The organism is Streptomyces sp. NPDC059900 (genome assembly GCF_050270335.1).
Classification (GTDB): Bacteria; Actinomycetota; Actinomycetes; order Streptomycetales; family Streptomycetaceae; genus Streptomyces.
Window position 1 is genome coordinate 1 of sequence record NZ_JBNNJZ010000127.1, and the last position, 18245, is coordinate 18245.

The 18245-nt window shown below is 70.7% G+C and carries 16 protein-coding genes; 7 read left to right on the forward strand and 9 right to left on the reverse strand.

Features of this window, described 5'->3' with window-relative positions; all coding sequences use genetic code 11:
- Positions 1–17 precede the first annotated feature (17 nt).
- Positions 18–563, forward strand: a complete 546-nt coding sequence (locus ACQKIP_RS18985) for a YceI family protein (RefSeq protein WP_365863322.1) — start codon at positions 18–20, stop codon at positions 561–563.
- Positions 564–587: 24 nt separating this feature from the next.
- On the opposite strand, the gene ACQKIP_RS18990 is transcribed toward ACQKIP_RS18985, so the two are convergent.
- From ACQKIP_RS18990 to ACQKIP_RS19015, 6 genes are all read right to left on the reverse strand, one after another.
- Positions 588–1604, reverse strand: coding sequence for a TIGR03842 family LLM class F420-dependent oxidoreductase (locus tag ACQKIP_RS18990; protein ID WP_365863321.1), 1017 nt, complete (start codon positions 1602–1604; stop codon positions 588–590).
- A gap of 11 nt (positions 1605–1615) precedes the next feature.
- Entirely contained in the window at positions 1616–3019 is a 1404-nt protein-coding gene (gene hydA / locus ACQKIP_RS18995) for a dihydropyrimidinase (protein WP_365863319.1), read from the reverse strand.
- Between the two features lie 89 nt (positions 3020–3108).
- Positions 3109–4392: an aspartate aminotransferase family protein gene (locus ACQKIP_RS19000; protein ID WP_365863317.1), complete on the reverse strand. Its 1284-nt coding sequence runs from the start codon at positions 4390–4392 to the stop codon at positions 3109–3111.
- Positions 4389–5231, reverse strand: a complete 843-nt coding sequence (locus ACQKIP_RS19005; protein ID WP_365863315.1) for a nitrilase-related carbon-nitrogen hydrolase — start codon at positions 5229–5231, stop codon at positions 4389–4391. The genes ACQKIP_RS19000 and ACQKIP_RS19005 overlap by 4 nt, the downstream gene beginning before the upstream one ends.
- 192 nt (positions 5232–5423) lie before the next feature.
- Complete coding sequence (locus ACQKIP_RS19010) at positions 5424–7130, reverse strand: hypothetical protein (protein ID WP_365863313.1); 1707 nt, start codon at positions 7128–7130, stop codon at positions 5424–5426.
- Between the two features lie 133 nt (positions 7131–7263).
- Complete coding sequence (locus ACQKIP_RS19015; RefSeq protein ID WP_365863311.1) at positions 7264–7902, reverse strand: TetR/AcrR family transcriptional regulator; 639 nt, start codon at positions 7900–7902, stop codon at positions 7264–7266.
- Positions 7903–7961: 59 nt separating this feature from the next.
- Between ACQKIP_RS19015 and ACQKIP_RS19020 the strand changes: the two genes are divergently transcribed.
- Positions 7962–8417: a nuclear transport factor 2 family protein gene (locus ACQKIP_RS19020; RefSeq protein WP_365863310.1), complete on the forward strand. Its 456-nt coding sequence runs from the start codon at positions 7962–7964 to the stop codon at positions 8415–8417.
- Positions 8414–9280, forward strand: a complete 867-nt coding sequence (locus tag ACQKIP_RS19025) for an NAD(P)H-binding protein (RefSeq protein ID WP_365863308.1) — start codon at positions 8414–8416, stop codon at positions 9278–9280. Before ACQKIP_RS19020 ends, ACQKIP_RS19025 begins: the two co-directional genes overlap by 4 nt.
- 87 nt (positions 9281–9367) lie before the next feature.
- On the opposite strand, the gene ACQKIP_RS19030 is transcribed toward ACQKIP_RS19025, so the two are convergent.
- A complete protein-coding gene (locus tag ACQKIP_RS19030; RefSeq protein ID WP_361193218.1) occupies positions 9368–9625 on the reverse strand; it encodes a helix-turn-helix domain-containing protein in 258 nt (85 codons plus the stop codon).
- 157 nt (positions 9626–9782) lie between these two features.
- Here ACQKIP_RS19030 and ACQKIP_RS19035 point away from each other — a divergent pair, with 157 nt between their 5' ends.
- On the forward strand, positions 9783–11660 hold the full coding sequence (locus ACQKIP_RS19035) for a hypothetical protein (protein ID WP_365863305.1): 1878 nt from the start codon (positions 9783–9785) through the stop codon (positions 11658–11660).
- 58 nt (positions 11661–11718) lie between these two features.
- On the opposite strand, the gene ggt is transcribed toward ACQKIP_RS19035, so the two are convergent.
- Positions 11719–13530 carry a gamma-glutamyltransferase gene (gene ggt / locus ACQKIP_RS19040; protein ID WP_365863303.1) on the reverse strand — a complete coding sequence of 604 codons (1812 nt, stop codon included), beginning with the start codon at positions 13528–13530 and terminating at the stop codon, positions 11719–11721.
- Between the two features lie 104 nt (positions 13531–13634).
- On the opposite strand from ggt, the gene ACQKIP_RS19045 reads away from it, so the two are divergent.
- From ACQKIP_RS19045 to ACQKIP_RS19055, 3 genes are all read left to right on the forward strand, one after another.
- Positions 13635–14393 carry a hypothetical protein gene (locus ACQKIP_RS19045; protein WP_365863301.1) on the forward strand — a complete coding sequence of 253 codons (759 nt, stop codon included), beginning with the start codon at positions 13635–13637 and terminating at the stop codon, positions 14391–14393.
- Between the two features lie 146 nt (positions 14394–14539).
- The gene (locus ACQKIP_RS19050) at positions 14540–15739 is read left to right on the forward strand and encodes a L,D-transpeptidase (RefSeq protein WP_365863299.1); all 1200 of its coding nucleotides are present in this window, start codon (positions 14540–14542) and stop codon (positions 15737–15739) included.
- Between the two features lie 124 nt (positions 15740–15863).
- Entirely contained in the window at positions 15864–17459 is a 1596-nt protein-coding gene (locus ACQKIP_RS19055) for a CocE/NonD family hydrolase (RefSeq protein ID WP_365863297.1), read from the forward strand.
- Between the two features lie 36 nt (positions 17460–17495).
- Here the strand turns inward: ACQKIP_RS19055 and ACQKIP_RS19060 are convergent.
- The coding region (locus tag ACQKIP_RS19060; RefSeq protein ID WP_427743510.1) for an amino acid ABC transporter permease at positions 17496–18245 on the reverse strand (750 nt) is incomplete at its 5' end.

The window sequence follows — 18245 nt, forward strand, 5'->3', positions numbered from 1 at the left end:
CTCCAGGAGCGAGCACCATGTCAACCACGATCAGCCCCGGTGAACTCACCGGCACCTACACCCTCGATCCCGCCCACACCCGGATCGGATTCGTCGCCCGGCACACCCTGTCCTCCAGGGTGCGCGGGCAGTTCGAGCAGTTCGACGGCGACGTGCACCTGAACGGCGACCACCCGTCGAAGTCCGGCGCCCATCTCACGATCCGCGCGGCAAGCCTCCAGACGCAGAACCGGCAGCGCGACGACCACCTGCGCGGCGCGTTCCTGGACACGGACAAGCACCCCGCCATCACCTTCACGTCGACCGCGGTACAGCCGGCCGGCGGCACCGCCTACCAGGTCACCGGTGACCTGACCATCCGCGGCGTGACCAAACCGGTCACCCTGGACGTCCGGTTGACCGCCGCCGAGACGGACTCGATGGGCGACTTCCGGGTCCAGTTCCAGGGCAGCGTCACGGTCAGCCGCAAGGACTGGGGCGTGAACCAGAACGCGGCGACCTCGATGCTCGTGAGCCCGAAGGTGACCCTGGAGTTCGACGCCATCGCGGTCCGGCTGCCCTGACACCGGACCGCGAGGCACAACCGCTCACGACAGGGCGGGGATGACCTGCGTGCCGTACCCGTCGATGACGTCCTGGCGGGCGTCGTGCATGGCGTACAGCGCGAACTGGTCCACGCCCAGGGCCTGCAACTCCCGCATTTTCGCCACATGTTGCTCCGGCGTGCCGATCACGCAGAAGCGGTCCACGATGTCGTCGGGGACGAAGGCCGTGTCGGGGTTGTCGGCGCGGCCGTGGTGGGAGTAGTCGTAGCCCTCGCGGGCCTTGATGTAGTCGGTGAGGGCCTCGGGGACCAGGTCCGAGTGTGCGCCGTACTTCGTGACCAGGTCGGCCACGTGGTTGCCGACCATGCCGCCGAACCAGCGGCACTGCTCACGGGCGTGGGCGAGCGCGGCGGGCGAGTCGTCCCGCGTGAGGTAGGCGGGGGCGGCCACGCAGATCTTCACCGACGCCGGGTCGCGGCCCGCCGCCACGGCCGCGTCCCGGACCGCCTTCACCATCGACTCCGTCAGATACGGGTCGGCCAGCTGGAGGATGAAGCCGTCGGCCTCCTCGCCCGCCATCTTCAGCGCCTTGGGCCCGTACGCGGCCATCCACACCGGGAGTTGCGCGTCCGGCCTGATCCAGGGGAAGCGGATGGTGGTGCCGCCCAGGTCCGCTTCCCCGCCCGAGGCCAGCGAACGGATGACCTTCATCGCCTCGCTGATCCGGGCGAGGGTGTTCGGCGTGCGGCCCGCCACCCGCATCGCGCTGTCGCCCCGGCCGATGCCGCACACCGTGCGGTTGCCGTACATGTCGTTGAGCGTGGCGAACGTCGACGCCGTCACCTCCCAGGTGCGGGTGCCCGGGTTGGTGACCATCGGGCCGACGATCAGCCGCTCGGTGTTCGCCAGGATCTGGCTGTAGATGACGAAGGGTTCCTGCCACAGGACCGCCGAGTCGAAGGTCCAGCCGTAGCGGAAGCCGTTTCGCTCGGCGCGCTTCATCAGGCTGATGACCTGCGCGGCCGGCGGATCGGTCTGCAGGACGAGTCCGAAGTCCATGGTCACGCCTCCTAGCCGAGGTACTGGGTGGTGCCGCGCGGGACGTAGGCTCCGTGCCCCGCGCGGCCGGTGAACTTCCGTTGCTCGACAACCGGTTCACCGCGGGAGAGGACCGTCTCCACCTGGCCCATGACGTGCTTTCCCTCGTACGCGGAGTAGTCGACGTTCATGTGGTGCGTGTCGGCGGACATGACCTGCTCGGCGGCCGGGTCGTAGATGACGACGTCGGCGTCCGCGCCCGGCGCGATCGTGCCCTTCTTGCCGTACAGGCCGAACATCCGGGCCGGGCTCGCGCAGGCGATCTCGATCCAGCGGCGGCGGCTGATGTGCCCGTCCACCACGGCCTGGTGGAGGAGGTCCATGCGGTTCTCGACGCCCGGCAGACCGTTCGGGATCTTGGAGAAGTCACCGCGGCCCAGCTCCTTCTGCCCCACGAAGCAGAACGGGCAGTGGTCCGTGGAGACCACCTGGAGGTCGTTCGTGCGCAGCCCGCGCCACAGCGCGGCCTGGTGCTCGCGCGGCCGCAGCGGTGTCGAGCAGACGTACTTGGAACCCTCGAAGTCCGGCTCGGCGAGGTTGTCCGTGGACAGGAACAGATACTGCGGACAGGTCTCCCCGAACACCGGCAGGCCCTCGTCGCGGGCCCTGGCCAGCTCCGCCACCGCCTCCTGCGCCGACACGTGCACCACGTACACCGGCGCGCCCGCCACCTGGGCGAGCTTGATCACCCGGTGTGTCGCCTCCGCCTCCAGGAGCGACTTGCGGACCTCTCCGTGATAGCGCGGATCGGTCTCGCCACGGGCGAGCGCCTGCTCCACCAGGACGTCGATGGCGAGGCCGTTCTCCGCGTGCGTCATGATCAGCCCGCCGTTGACGGCGGCCCGCTGCATCGCCCGCAGGATCTGGCCGTCGTCGCTGAAGAAGACGCCCGGATACGCGGTGAAGAGCTTGAAGGAGCTGACGCCTTCCTCGATGAGGAGGTCCATTTCCTTCAGCGTCTTCTCGTTGACGTCCGAGAGGATCATGTGGAAGCCGTAGTCGACGGCGCACTTGCCGTCCGCCTTCGCGTACCAGGTGTCGAGGCCCGCCCGCAGCGCCTTCCCCTTGGTCTGCACCGCGAAGTCCACGATGGTGGTGGTGCCGCCCCAGGCCGCGGCCCGGGTGCCCGTCTCGAAGTCGTCCGAGGAGAACGTGCCGCCGAACGGGAAGTCCATGTGCGTGTGCGCGTCGACTCCGCCCGGGATCACGTACTTGTGGGTGGCGTCGATGACGCGGTCCGCGGTCCACGCCTCGGCGGCCTGCGAGCCGTGGGCGGCGAGCGCGGCGATCCGGCCGTCCTCGATCAGCACATCGGCGTGGGTCTCTTCGGCGGCGGTGATGACGAGTCCGCCGCGGATCAAGGTACGGGTGCTCATGATGGGGCGCTCCCTTTCATGCTCGTACGTCTCTGCGCGTTCTTGTCTGCGCGTTCTTGCTCGTACGTTCGTGCGTGCAGGCCGCCGGACTAGACGCTCTGCAGGGCACGTTCGAGGATCGCGGCGCCCTCTTCCGCCTCCGCGACGGTCAGCGAGAGGGGCGGGGCGATGCGCAGGACGCTGGTGTCGTGGCCGCCGCCCTTGCCGATCAGGAGTCCGCTCTCGCGGGCCGCTTCGAGCACGGCCGCCGCCGCTCGCGGACTGGCCTCGCCGGTGCCGGGGTCGATCAGCTCGATGCCGATCATCAGGCCCCGGCCGCGCACTTCCCGTACGACGGGCAGCTGGGCGCAGATGGCGCGCATCCGCTCGATGAGCAGCCCGCCGACGCGCCGGGCGTTGCCCTGGAGGTCGTGTTCCAGGAGATACGTGAGGTTGGCGAGGCCCGCCGCCATGGTGACCGGTGAGCCGCCGAAGGTCGAGATGGAGTTGGAGTCCAGGCAGTTCATGACCTCGGCGCTCGCGACGACGCCGCCGATCGACATGCCGTTGCCGATGCCCTTGGCGAAGGTGAGGATGTCCGGCGGGCCGCTCGCGGCATGCGCCTGCCAGCCCCAGAAGTGGTCGCCGGTGCGCCCCCAGCCGGTCTGCACCTCGTCCGAGATCCACAGCACGCCGTGCTCCCGCAGGACCTCGCGGAATGCGGCATAGAGCCCGTCGGGCGGCGAGGTGAAGCCGCCGACCCCCTGGACGGGCTCGGCGATCAGCGCCGCCACTCCCCCGCGCGTCTGCCCGAGCATGTCCCTGAGGTCGGCGACGCAGGCCTCGGTGAACTCGGCGTCGCTCAGCGCGGCGTACGGTCCCCGGCTGCGGACGCCGCCGTGCACGTACAGCGTCTGGAGCGGCGAGAGGCTGGTGGGCGACCAGGCGTTGTTGCCGGTGATGCCGACGGCCGTGAAGGAGCGGCCGTGGTAGCTGTTGCGCATCGCCAGGATCTGGTTCGAGCGGCGGTGCGCGGTGGCCAGGAGCAGGGCCGTGTCGTTGGCCTCGGTCCCGGACGTGGTGAAGAAGACGCGGGCGTCGGGGATGCCGGAGAGGCCCGCGACCCGCTCGGCGAGGTCGATCATCGGCCGGTTGAGGTAGAGCGTGGACGAGTGGATGATCCGTCCGGCCTGCTCGCTGACCGCCTTGGTGACCTCGGGCAGGGCGTGGGCGGTCATGGTGGTGAGGATGCCGCCGAAGAAGTCGAGGTACTGCTTGCCGTCCGCGTCCCAGACGTGGCGGCCCTCGCCGTGGGTGATCTCCAGCGGGTCGGCGTAGTAGAGCGCGAGCCACTGGGGCAGGACGGCCTTGTGGCGGCTGTGGAGGTCGGTCACGGCTGCACCAGTCCTTCGTACGCGTCGGGGCGGCGGTCGCGGTAGAACGCCCACTGCTGGCGTACTTCCTCGATGAGCCCCAAGTCCAGGTCCCTGACGACGAGTTCCTCGGCCTTGTCGCTCGCGGGGTCGCCGACGAACTGGCCGCGCGGGTCGACGAAGTACGACGTGCCGTAGAAGTCGTTGTCGCCGTACTCCTCGACGCCGACGCGGTTGATCGCGGCGACGAAGTACTCGTTGGCGACGGCCGCCGCGGGCTGTTCGAGCTGCCAGAGGTAGGCGGAGAGGCCGCGCGACGTGGCGGAGGGGTTGTAGACGATCTGGGCGCCGTTCAGGCCCAGCTGGCGCCAGCCCTCGGGGAAGTGGCGGTCGTAGCAGATGTAGACGCCGACCTTGCCGACCGCCGTGTCGAAGACGGGCCAGCCCGCGTTGCCCGGCTTGAAGTAGTACTTCTCCCAGAATCCCTTGACCTGGGGGATGTGGTGCTTGCGGTACTTCCCCAGATACGAGCCGTCGGAGTCGATCACGGCGGCGGTGTTGTAGTAGAACCCGGACTGCTCGACCTCGAAGACCGGGACGACGACGACCATGCCGGTCTCGCGGGCGAGGTCCTGCATCCGCGTGACCGTGGGTCCGTCCGGCACGGATTCGGCCCAGCGGTAGTGCTCGGGCTCCTGCACCTGGCAGAAATAGGGGGCGTTGAACACTTCCTGGAAACCGATGATCTTCGCACCCTGGCGGGCCGCCTCGCGGGCGTGCTCCTCGTGCTTGGCAATCATGGATTCGGTGTCGCCTGTCCAGGTTGCCTGGACCAGTGCGGCGCGTACGACGTTGGCCATGAGCTGCTCCTTCGACGGGACGTCAGAGAGCTTCTACGCCCGTAGACTTGATGCGTAGAGCAGAAAACGTAAGCCTCGTCGCCGGGCTGGGCAAGACCATCGCCGTTAACCGGCGCAGTCGATCATGTTTCGCACCCAAGCGGGCGAGAAGCGGACGCGAAAGCACAAACGTAACGGCTCTGCCAGGCAGGGTCAGGCACTGAATCCGGCAACACGCAACGCGTGCACGAGATCCCAGTGGCACTCGTCCGACACTCCCTGAGCGGTCTGGAGGAGCAGCGGGATGAGGCGGTAGGGGTCGGTGTGCGCGCAGCCGGCCGCGTCCTCGGGGGTACGGACGCGGAGATAGGCGTCGAGCAGCGCGCGGGCCTCGCGCTCGCGGCCCGCGTCGACCAGCGCGAGCGCCGCCTCCGCGATCTCCGGGGCGGGCCGCGAGACGCCCTGCCGCAGCAGCTTGCGGCAGTCTTCGGCGCGGCCCGCTCCGGCCAGGGCGTCGGCAAGGGCGACGAGCGGTTCGGGCGGCAGCGACGCGGCCTCCCAGAGCAGCGTCGACCAGTCGGCCCCGAGCCCCGCGCGGTGCAGCTCGGCGGCGAGCGCCGGCAGACGGGACGCGGGCCAGCCCGCCGCCTCCACGAGCACCCCGTGCGCCTCGCCGCTGCGGCCTTCACCGCGGAGCTTGATCAGGGCGGCCACGGCATCGGCGGTGGCCCGGCCGGCCTCGCGGTCCGGGCGGGCGGGCTCGCCGGGCTCGGGCGGCTGCGGGGCTGCCTCCGGCGGGGCGGCGGGTTCGCTCTCGTGCGCGCTCGCGCCCTCGTCGGAGCCGGTGAATCCGGCGAAGCGGGCGCCGCGCAGGATGCGCGGGCGGCGGGGTGTGTCGCGCTTGCGGCCCTGCTTGGGGACGCGGAGGGCCGGAGGGCCGGATTCCCGGTCGGGTGCGGGGGTGAGGTCGGCCGGGTCGAAGGAGTCGAAGTCGGCCGGGTCGGCTCCGGAGTCGGAGTCGGCTTCGGGGTGGGCGCGGGCCTCGGGGTGGGCGCGGGCGCCCGGGCCGGCGTCGACGGAGAGTGTCCGGGGTTCGGGCGGCGGCAGCGCGCTCGGGTCGGCCGGGGGGCCGCCGAACTCCGGTGTTCTGACTTCCGGTTCCGGCGTACGGATCTCGGGCTCACCGGTGGCGGCGACCCCGAAGGCCGTCGTCGGCGTCCGCCCGTGGAGGCCGCCGAACTCGTCGAAGCCGTAGGAGCCGTGGAACCCGTCGGGGGTCTCTGCCCCAGCGTCCCCCAATAGCCCCCCGCCGAGGCCCACCGGCACCTTTCCGCCTGCTCCGTCGGCCCCGCCGTCCGCTCGCCCGTCGAAGTCGTCCGTCTCCTGCCCCGCGAAGTCGTCCGAGACCGGCGTCCCGAAGTCGACCCACTGCGGGAGGTCCGCCCGGTCCAACCGCTCGATGCGCTCCCGCAGTTCCGCACACCGCGCGGTCGCCCGCTCGTGGTCGTCGCGGACCCAGGCCAGATCGCGGTTGAGCCGCTCCGTCTCGTCCGGGCCGGCCGCGGTCTCCAGCGAGCGCCCGAGCTCCGCCTGCCGCTCCACGGCGAACCGCTGCTCGGTGAGCATCATGTCCAGGCGCTCGCCGAGCAGCTCACGGCCACCGGGCCGCGCGTCGTACGCGGCAAGGGAGGCGCCGTGCAGCTCGCGCGCGAGGCCCGTCTCCCGCTCGGCGGCCTGCGCCCCGTACCCCGCGGCCAGATCGTGCAGCAGCGCCTCCACCACGTCCCAGGGCGGAACTTCCGCACCGTCCAGGCAGGCCTGCATCCCCTCGGGGTCACGGGACCAGAACACGCCGCACCACCCGGCGCCGGTGTCCAGCTGCGCCAGGAGAATTCTCAGATACTTCGCGAACTCCCTCACCTGTTCAGGGAGTTGTCCTACAGCCATCCGAGCAAGCACCGCCCCACGGAGCCTGGATTCTTCCGGTCCGGAAGATAACACCACTTGCGTTACGGGACGACTACACGCAGTCTTCCGGCCGCCCCTGGACCCCTCACCCCACGCCGTCCGCGCCAGGCGCGAGGACGGAGGCGCACAGCCGCCGCAGCCCCGCGTGCAGTTGCCCGGCGCTCGCGCCCTGGCTGGTCAGATGCCCGACCAGGTCACTGCGGACGGCGGCGAGCAGGGCGTGCGCGAGATAGTCGGCACCCTCGCGCCCGTGGACGTCGACCAGCATCCCGGCGACTTCGGAGTGCCACAGGTCATAGGCCGGATTGAGATAGGGGCTCCCGGCACCGGCCCGCTCCAGGGCGAGCATCAGCGCGCGCTGGTTCAGCTTGAGGTCCAGGAGCGCGCCCAGGAGCGCGGGCAGCCGCTCGGCCGCCGGCGTGCCGGGACCCAAGGGCGGTGGCCCGTCCGCGACTTGCTCGCGCAGCTGCTGCGTCTCCTCGACGACCAGGGCCCCGATCAGGCCGATGCGGTCGGAGAAGTGCCGGAAGACCGTGCCTTTCCCGGCTCCGGCGGCCTGCGCGATGTCGGCCATCTTGACGCTGTCGGGGTCGGCCGCTTCCTCGAAGAGCCGGGCGGCGGCAGCCAGCAGCGCGGCTCGGTTGCGGACGGAGTCGGCTCTCTCCTTGCGGGCGGCGATGGTTCCTCCTCGGTGGGCGGGGCATGCGGAGCAGACCCCCAGCATAAGTCGACCCGGGGTCCGGTACTTGTAAACGGACCCAGGGTCAGGTTAGCGTCGCAGCCATGACGACACACCGCACAGAACTGTCGGCGGCCGACGTGTTCGCCCGCTCCCTCGACCTGCTCCTCGCCAAGGACATCGACGGCTGGGTGGACCTCTGGGCCCCGGACGGGATCTTCGAGTTCCCCTTCGCGCTCCCCGGAGCCCCGCACCGGCTCGTCGGCCGGGAGGCCGTGCGCGCCTACATCGCCGACTACCCCGACCACATCGACCTGCACGGCTTCGAGGACCTGACCGTGCACCGCACCGAGGACCCCGCGACCATCGTCGCCGAGCTGCGCGGCACCGGCCGGGCGGTCGCCACGGGACGCCCCTACGACATGCCCTACATCCAGGTCGTCACCGTCCACGAGGGGCGGATCACGCACTTTCGCGACTACTGGAACGGCGCGCTGGCCGCCGACGCCTTCGACGGCGAGATCCCCGTCGGCGCCACCCGCACCGGAGAGGCCCGATGACCATGCGTTTCCTGATCACCGGCGCCACCGGCACCACGGGCAGCCGCGTGGCGACCGCCCTGACCGCCCCGGACAGCTCCGAGCAGTCCGCGACCGTACGCCTCGCGAGCCGCACCCCGGCGCCGGGCACCCGCCAGGTCCGCTTCGACTGGGCCGATCCGGCCACCCACGGCCCCGCCCTCACCGGCATCGACGGCGTCTATCTGGTGCCGCCCGTCGGGGACGCCGAGCCCTCCCGGCTGATGGTGCCGTTCCTGGAACGCGCCCTGGACGCGGGCGTACGCCGCTTCGTGCTGCTGAGCTCCTCCGCGATCGCCGAGGGCGATCCGGGGGCCGGCGAGGTCCATCAGGCGCTGCGTGAACTGACCCCTCAGTGGGCGGTGTTGCGCCCCTCCTGGTTCATGCAGAACTTCGTCACGCCGGGCCATCTGCACGGCGCGAGCATCCGTACCGCGGACGAGATCGTGACGGCCACCGGGCAGGGACGCGTGGCGTTCGTCGACGCGGACGACATCGCCGCCGTCGCCGTACGGGCCCTGACGGACGAGCGGCCGCACAACGCGGCGCACCTCGTCACGGGGCCCGGGACGCTGAGCTACGCGGAGGTCGCCGATGTGATCTCGAAGGTGTCGGGGCGCGCGGTCCGCCATCGCTCCGTACCCATGGCGGAATTCCGCGGGCGGCTCGTCGCCGCGGGGATCCCGGAGGCGTTCGCGGGCGCGCTCGCGGCCATGGACGACAGCATCGCGCGCGGGTCCGAGGACCGCGTGGATGCTGCCGTGGAGCGCATCACGGGCCGGGCGGCCCGCAGCTTCGCGGACTTCGCCGCACAGCACGCCGCCGAGTGGGCCGCTACGCCCTGACGCGGGCGGCCCTGACGCGGGCAGCACTCACGTGCGCAGCGCTCACGCGGGCAGCGCTCACACGGACACCCCGCACGCGGGCAGCGCTCACGCCGGGGCGGGCATCAGGACGCAGGCCCGGGCCACCTCGTCCAGCGAGAGTCCCAGCGTCATGGCCAGTGCCGACACGGTGAAGAACGCGGGCGTCGGTGCCCGTCCCGTCTCGATCTTGCGGAGCGTCTCCGCGGAGAGCCCGGCACTCGCGGCCACCTCCACCATGCTCCGCTCGCCGCGCGCGGCACGCAGCAGCCGCCCGAGCTGCTCGCCGCGCTCGCGCTCTTCCGGGGTCAGAGGGGTCCGCACCATGGGGCCACTGTAGTCCAATCGCGCTCGGAATCCCATTCTCATACCGGTATACTTATTGGAGCCCCCGAAGGTTTCCCGGCTCGGGAGGGACACGTCCATCGACGCACTGTGACGCCGCGAAGACATCCGTCACAAAGATCATCCGTACGATGCACCGGTGACACACGAGATCATCGATTACGGACAGTTCGCGGACCGGCTCCGGCACCAACAGGGGCGCGCCCGCTGGTCGTTGCTCGACGAGGTGCAGCGGGAGTGGGGATACGTGGATCCGGGCGGCGAGCCCGGCCACTCCCGCTGGGGCGGCGAGAACAAGGAGCACGGCATCGACTGGGACCTGCCGGTCCCCCTGGCGCTCAACGAATGGTGGGACTCCCCGCTCAATTCCTTCGCCTTCGACCCGCGCCTGTACTGGGTCCACACCCAGTGGCCGCCCACCATCTCCGACCTCGACGCGGACCCCGCCGGCGGGCTCGTCGGCCCCGATGACGACGACCGCGTGTGCGTGTTCATGTCCGAGTACCACTACGCCCACGAGTGGGGCTATCTCGCGGCCGAGGCCGAGCTGCCCGATCCCCGGGTCCTCGTGAGCGTCGGCGGCCGGTGGGTGGTGCAGAGCCGTTCGCTCTCCGAGTTCCTGATGCAGCTCGCCTTCGAGCGGATGCCCGCCCACTACGGCTGGACGCTGCGCTTCGGTCGCGAAACCGTCGACGCCGATCCGCAGATCGTGCGGCGCCTGGAGTCCTCGTACCGCGAACTGGGTCTGCTGCCCTGGCAGGAGATGGGCACCGACGCGCTCTCGTACGGCGCTCCGGACGCGGTCATACGTCACGGCCGCGGACCCGGCGCCGACTTCAAGATCGTGATCAACGCCCGCACCCGCGCGGCGCTGCTCGACGTCGCCGCGACGCTGGGCGTCGAGTGGACGGACAAGGACATCCGCCCGCCGTCCGAGGTGCCCGTGCCGCCGGAGGACCTCGGCCCCCTCTCGCTCTTCGCGGGGGAGAGCGAGCCGCGCGGCCGGTGGACGGTCCTCACCCGTGAGTACCCGCAGCCGCCCTCGGTCGCCGGAGCGGCGGCCGCGCTCGTCGAAACGCCGGGCGCGCTCAGGGCGGTGGCCTCGCTGCACGGCCCGACGATGCTCGTCGCGGGGGACGCGGAGGGCTGCGTGCACGTCCGCGAGACGGACGACGAGGACCCGGAGACCATCAGCCTCTCCCTGCACCGCGCCCCGGTGACCTCCGTGACCTGCCTGGAGCTCGCGACCGGTACCCGCCTGGTCCTGAGCGGCGACGCGCACGGCGTGATCCGCTACTGGTCGACGCGCCGCAAGCCGATGCGTACGCCGTTCACCCGCAGGAACACCCCGGTCGTCTCGCTGGCCGCCACGGTCCTGCCGACCGGGCCCGCGCTCGCCGCGGCCTGGGCGGACGGCCTGGTGCGCATCTGGGACCTGGCCTCGGACGCGGTCGCCGACCTCCGCCTCGGCACCGGCATCAGGTTCCTCGCCCTCGAAGCGACGGGCGCGGGCGGCATGGAGGCCGTCCTGCGCGTCACCGACGCGGACTCCACCGCCGCGCTCCGGCTCGACCTGGTCAGGCTGTGGCCGCACCGGGACCTCCAGCTGCGCCTGGACGGCGTCGACTGGGGCGCCCTGTGGACCGCGCGCGGCCCGGGCCACCAGGTTCCCGGGCTGATCGGCAAGGTCGCGTCGGACGACAAGAAGACGGCCATGGACGCGGTCCACGACCTTTACCGCCTCCTCGTCTCCAAGGAGGCGGCATCGACCGCGGCCGTCCCCGCCATCCCGTTCCTGGTCCAGCTGATGACGGACCCGGACAACCGCGCCCGCAGCACACTGCTTCTGCTGATCGCGGATCTGGCGGACGTCCACCAGGCCCGCGGCGGCCGGGGCGACGCACAACTGGCCGCGGTGCGCGAGGCGTTGCCCGCCCTGCGCCATCTGCACGACGACCCCGAGGGGCCGATCCGCTGGGCGGCCAACGAACTGGAGCAGAACTGCGCGCCGCGCTGAGCACGCCGGGCCGGGCGGGCCGCCCGGCCCGCCCGGCGGCTTTCTCCTGGCGCGGCTCCTACTGGGGCCGCACCACCATCGCCGAACCACCCCCGCGACGCACCTTCTCCGCCGCGGCGAGCCACTTGCCGCCCGGCAGCCGCTGCACGCCGGTGGCCGCCCCGATCTCGGGGTTCTGCTTGAAGGAGTGCCCGATCGCCTCCAGATCGGCCCGCAGCGAGCTGTCCCAGAGGCCCGGCTCCAGCTCGGTCTGTGCGGCGTTGCGCTGGCTCGCGCGCGGCGCGGCGATCGCGTCGACGAGCGGAAGACCCCGGTCGACGAAGCCGGTCAGGGTCTGAAGCACCGTCGTGATGATCGTCGCGCCGCCCGGCGAGCCGAGGGCGACCAGCGGCTTGCCCTTCTCCAGGACGATCGTCGGCGAGATCGAGGACCGGGGCCGCTTACCCGGACCCGGCAGGTTCGGGTCGTGCACGGCCGGATCGGCGGGCGCGAAGGAGAAGTCGGTCAGTTCGTTGTTGAGCAGGAAGCCGCGTCCCGGCACGGTGATGCCGCTGCCGCCCGTCGACTCGATGGTCAGGGTGTAGGCGACGACGTTGCCCCACTTGTCGGCGGCCGTGAGGTGCGTCGTGTTCTCGCCCTCGTACGTGGTCGGGGCGGCCTTGTCGCCGGACTTGCAGGCGGCCGGATCCCGCGGGTCGCCCGGCGCGAGCGGGCTCTTGAGGACCGCGTCGTCACGGATCAGGCACTCCCGCGAGTCGGCGAACTTCTGCGAGAGGAGTTCCTTCGTCGGTACGTCCTCGAAGGCGGGGTCGCCCACCCACCGGCCGCGGTCGGCGAACGCGACACGGCTCGCCTCGATGTACCGGTGCAGGTACTTCTTCTTCGAGGCCTTCGAAAGGTCGGTCCGCTCAAGGATGTTGAGCGCCTCGCCGACCGTCGTGCCGCCGGAGGACGAGGGAGCCATCGAGTAGACGTCGAGCCCTCGGTAGGAGGTCTTCGTCGGCGCCTGCCGCTTCACCCCGTACGCCTTCAGGTCCTTCGCCGACAGATCGCCGCTGCGGACCTTGCGCCCGGACGCCGGGTCAACGGGCGGCTTGTTCACGGTCCGTACGACGTCCTTGCCGATGCCGCCCCCGTACATCGCGCCGACGCCCTTGCGGCCCAGCTCCTCGTACGTGCGCGCGAGGTCGGGGTTCTTGAACGTCGAGCCGACCACGGGCAGCTCACCGCCCGGCAGGAACAGCTTCGCCGTGTCCGGGAAGTCGGCGAACCGCGCCTGGTTCGACTGGGTCTGCGAGCGGAAGGTGCCGTCCACGGTGAACCCGTCGCGCGCGAGCCGCTCGGCGGGCTCGAGGAGCGTGCCGAGCCGCTTGCTGCCCCACGCGTCGAGCGCGGACTGCCAGGTCGCGGGGGTGCCGGGGGTGCCGACGCCCAGGCCGCTGGTGACGGCGTCCGCGAAGGGGATCGGTTTGCCGTTCTCCAGGAAGAGGCCGGAGTCGGCGGTGCGCGGCGCCGTCTCACGGCCGTCGATCGTGCTCACCTTGCGGGACTTCGCGTCGTAGTGGACGAAGTACCCGCCGCCCCCGACACCCGCGGAGTAGGGCTCGGTCACGCCGAGGGCCGCCGCCGTGGCGACCGCCGCGTCCACCGCGTTGCCGCCCTTCTTCAGGACCTCGATCCCGGCGGCGGACGCGTCCGCGTCGACGCTGGAGACCGCGCCGCCGTAGCCGACGGCCAGGGGCGTTTTCTCCGGGGTGGACGAAGCCGGTTCAGCCGAGCGCGGAGACGAAGGGGGCACGGCCGCACCGACCGACACCAACACCCCTCCGACCGCCAATAGCGTCAGATTCCGTACGACAGCACGACGCATTCGTACCTCCAGTCAACAACCGTCCGCGCAGCGTAACTTCGGTCCCCCCGCGACGTCAGGACCACCTCGAACACCGGTCCTAAAGACCGCTAGCATGCGCCCCCATGACTGAAGACGTGCGCAATATCGTCCTCGGCCTGATCGCGGCCGGCCTCGGTGCCGTGCTGGGCTGGCTCGCCCGTACCTACCTCTGGCGGCGCAAGCTCCGCCGCAAGCAGGCCTTCTTCGGGCTGCCCGACAACTCCGAGTCGCTGCTCGTGGTCAACCGCGAGGCCGGCGGGCCCGAGCTCACCGTCGTACGCCACGACGTGTCCGCGCTCCTGGAGCTCTCCGCCCTGATCAAGGACTGCGGGGCGCACGCCCAGCTCGTCGCGCACGACGCCGCCCAGCAGAGCTTCGGCGAACGCACCGAGTTCTGCGTCGGCTCCCCCACCGTCAACCGCCGCATGGCCGCGCACATGCACTCCCTGCTGCCCGGCGTCCGCGTCAACACCGACCCGGAGCCGGGCCCGGACCGCGGGGCGTTCCAGATCGGCAGCGAGCGCTACCGCATGGAGGGCGGCATCACGGAGTACGTGATCCTGGCGCGGCTCACCGCGGGGCAGGCGCAGGAGGCGAGACCCGTCTTCGTCTTCTGCGGCCAGCGCGCGATCACCAACCAGGCGGCGACCCGCTATCTCGCCCGGCACCACGAGCGGCTCGCCCGCAAGCACGGCTCCAGCACGTTCGTCCTGCTCCTGAAGGTCGTCAACTCCCAGGCGTACGGTCCCGACGTCGTCGAACTCGTCGGGGACGTCACCCGCGCCGCCCAGGCCCCGGCTCCGGCGCCCGCCCCGGCCCGCTCGTCCCATCGCGCCAAGTAGCCGGGGGCTCACCGCGCGCCGACGTCCGCATCCGGCCCATAACCCGCCTCTGTGACCCAGTCGGGAAATTCGGGGCAAGAGGCAACCCAACGGGACCTTTGCCCCTCTCTCCGTGCAGTTCCACATTCGCACGGAGGTACGTTCCCTTGAGGCCCCAGAGCTCGTCGAGTCGCCGCCAGTCCATACGCCCCCGCCGCACCGGGGCCGCGGTCACGGCCGCGGGCCTGGCCGCGCTGGCCGCCGCCCTGACCGCCTGTTCGGGCGGCGCCTCCGCGGCCGCCGACACCAAAACCGTCAAGCCGGACATATCGGTCAACTTGCAGGGCAAGAAGGCCAAGGCGGGCTCCCCGGTCGAGGTGAAGCTGGCCGACGGCAAGCTGAAGCAGGTCACGGTGACCGACGCCAAGGGCACCGAGCTCTCCGGCAAGGTCGCCGCGAACGGCACCACCTGGACCTCGGACCGCAAGACGGCGCCCGGCACCTCGTACCAGGTGAAGGCGACCACCGACGAGGGCGGCAGCGCCCGGACCTCCTTCAGGACCGCCGCCCCGGAGCGGGTGAACAAGCTGTCCCTGACGCCCGGCAAGGACACCACGGTCGGCGTCGCGCAGCCCCTCTCCGTCGTCTTCGACCACCCGGTGAAGAACAAGGCCGCGGTCGAGAAGCACCTGAAGGTGACGACCTCGAACGACACCACGGGCTCCTGGGGCTGGATCAAGAACTACGACGGCAAGGACCGCATCGACTGGCGCCCGAAGGACTACTGGAAGTCCGGCACCAAGGTGAAGCTGGACGCACGGCTGGCCGGCATCGACTCCGGCACGGACGGCGGCTGGTTCGTCCGCGACTACGCCACCGGCTTCACGGTCGGCAAGAGCCAGAAGGTCAAGGTCGACCTCGACAGCAAGCGGGCGACGCTCGTGCGCGACGGACAGAGCGTGAAGACCGTGCCGATGTCGGCGGGCACCCCCGGCGGCGACAAGGCGTCCTGGGGCGGCACGTCCGTCCTGATGGCCAAGGAGGGCACGATCAACATGCGCTCCGAGACGGTCGGCCTCGGCGACGCCTACGACAAGATGGTCGACAACTCGATGCGTCTGACCTGGTCGGGGATGTACGCGCACGCGGCCCCCTGGAACGCCTCCTACTTCGGCAACACGAACCACAGCTCGGGCTGCATCGGCATGAGCGACGCCGACGCCTCCTGGTTGTACGGGCAGGTCCAGGTCGGCGACCCGTTCGAGGTCTCCGGCAGCGGCTCGAAGGGCGTGCCCGACCCGGGCAACGGCTACGGCGAGTGGAACATCTCGTGGGCCGACTGGCAGACGAAGAGCGCACTGAACTGAGGACCTCCCCGGAGGTACACAGCTCAACAATCGTTACCGGTGCGTAACTTACCGACGGGTTACCCCCGGTAAGCACCCGCGGTTACCGTCGGGTCACTTTGCTTGCACGAGTAAGGAGTGACCCGTGGGACAACCGCGCAAGGCTCTGCGCACGACCACCGTGGGCGCCGTGTCGGCGACTCTCGTCGCCGGCGCCGCCTTCGGCCTCGCCCCGGCCGCCCATGCCACCCCTGCGGCCGCTCCGCGGGCGGCGAGCTCCGCGGACGTGCGCTTCGTCGACATTCCCGGCGACGGCGGCACGATCCTCAAGGCCAACGTCTTCACCCCGAAGGGCGCGAAGGCGGGTGCCAAGTACCCGGCGATCGTGCTGCCCACGAGCTGGGCCATGCCGCAGATCGAGTACGTCGCGCAGGCCCAGAAGCTCGCGAACTCCGGCTACGTCGTGGTCAGTTACAACTCGCGCGGCTTCTGGCAGTCCGGCGGCGAGATCGAGACCGGCGGCCCCGAGGACATCGCGGACGCCTCCAGGGTCATCGACTGGACCCTGGAGAACACCCCGGCCGATCCCGGCAAGATCGGCATGGGCGGCGTCTCGTACGGCGCGGGCATCAGCCTGCTCGCCGCAGGGCACGACAAGCGGATCAAGGCCGTCGCCGCACTCAGCGGCTGGGGCGACCTGATCGACTCGATCTACAGCGGCCGCACGCAGCACCAGCAGGCCGCAGGGCTGCTCGGCGGCGCCGGTGTCCTCACGGGCCGGCCGAGCCCCGAACTCACGCAGACGCTCAAGGACTTCCTCGGGTCCAACCTGGACAAGGAGGACGAGATGATCGCGTGGGGCGCCAAGCGCTCCCCCGCGACCTACATCGACCAGATCAACAAGAACGGCGCGGCCGTCATGCTGGGCAACGCCTGGGGGGACACAATCTTCCCGCCCAATCAATACGCCGCGTTCTACGAGCAGTTGACGGGCCCCAAGCGCCTGGAATTCCGCCCCGGCGACCACGCGACCTCCGAGCTGACCGGCCTGCTCGGGCTGCCCAACGACACCTGGACCTCGACCCAGCGCTGGTTCGACCGCTACCTCAAGGGCGAGAAGAACGGCGTCGACACCGAACAGCCCGTCCAGCTCAAGTCCCGGTCGACGGGCGACTACGAGGGCTACCCCGACTGGAAGTCGGTCGGCGCGACGAAGAAGAAGATCGACCTGGCCGGCTCCACCACGATCCGCGCGAACGTCGACTCGGGCGCCAACGGCGGCACCGTACTGCTCTCCAACGCCCTGGACCAGTTCCTCAAGACCCCGCCGGTGGCCTCGATGCCGCTGCTCCCGAGGCGCTACGCGGGCGTCTGGCAGTCCCAGAAGTACGACAGTCCCCAGCGGGTGCGCGGGACGGCCGAGCTGCACACCACGCTCACCAGTACCAAGGAGAGCGGCACCCTCGTCGCGTACCTCTACGACGTGGGCCCGCTCGGCCTCGGCAAGCTGGTCAGCAACGCGCCGTACACCTTCCACGGCAAGACCCCCGGCAAGCCGTTCGGCGTGGACCTGGAGTTGTTCTCCACGGCCTACGACGTCCCGGCAGGCCACAAGCTCGCCCTGGTGGTCGACACGGTCGACCCGCTCTACATCGAGCACAACCCGTCCGGCGCGCAGCTGACCTTCTCCTCGCCCGCGTCCGACCCGTCATACGTGTCGGTCCCGCTGCGCGAACAGTGATCACCGGCTGCTGCCGGGTGGGCCTGGCCCCTGTAACTACTGCCTGCCCGGCAGCAGCGTCCCTGGTTCGGCCGACGCCACGTCCGCGGCCTCGGTCTTGGGATTGCGCCGCTGTCGTTTGGACACCCACTGGGCGAACCACGAGAGCAGCATGCACATCCCGATGTAGATCGGCGAGATCACCAGAACCACGGGGATGAAAGGTAGATCGTAGTCGAGGTTCGACGCGATCAGCTTCCCGGCGTGGAGGAACTCCTCGTAAGTGATCAGATAGCCGAGTGAGGTGTCCTTGAGTGCGACCACCAACTGGCTGATGATCGCGGGCAGCATGGCGCGCACGGCCTGCGGTACGAGGACGTGCGTCATCACCTGCGTCTTGCGCATCCCGAGCGCGTACGCCGCCTCCCGCTGTCCGCGCTCCACGGAGTTCACGCCCGAGCGGAAGACCTCGGCGAGCACCGAGCCGTTGTAGAGCGTGAGCCCGGCGACCAGGGCCGGCAGCGGCTGCACCTTCAGCGCCACGAAGACGAAGAAGATCATCACCAGGACGGGCATGGCGCGGAAGAACTCCACGAGCAGCGTGGCCACCCAGCGCACGGGACGGTGGTCGGAGAGCCGCCCCATGGCGAGCAGGCAGCCGAGCGCGAGCGCGAGCACCGCCGAGATGGCGAAGGCCTTGAGGGTGTTCCCCAGGCCCTTCAGGAGGAGTTCCTGGATGCCCTTGTACTCGAACGGCGTCCATTTCGCCGCGGTGAACTGGTCGGTGTCGAACAGGAGGTAGAGGAG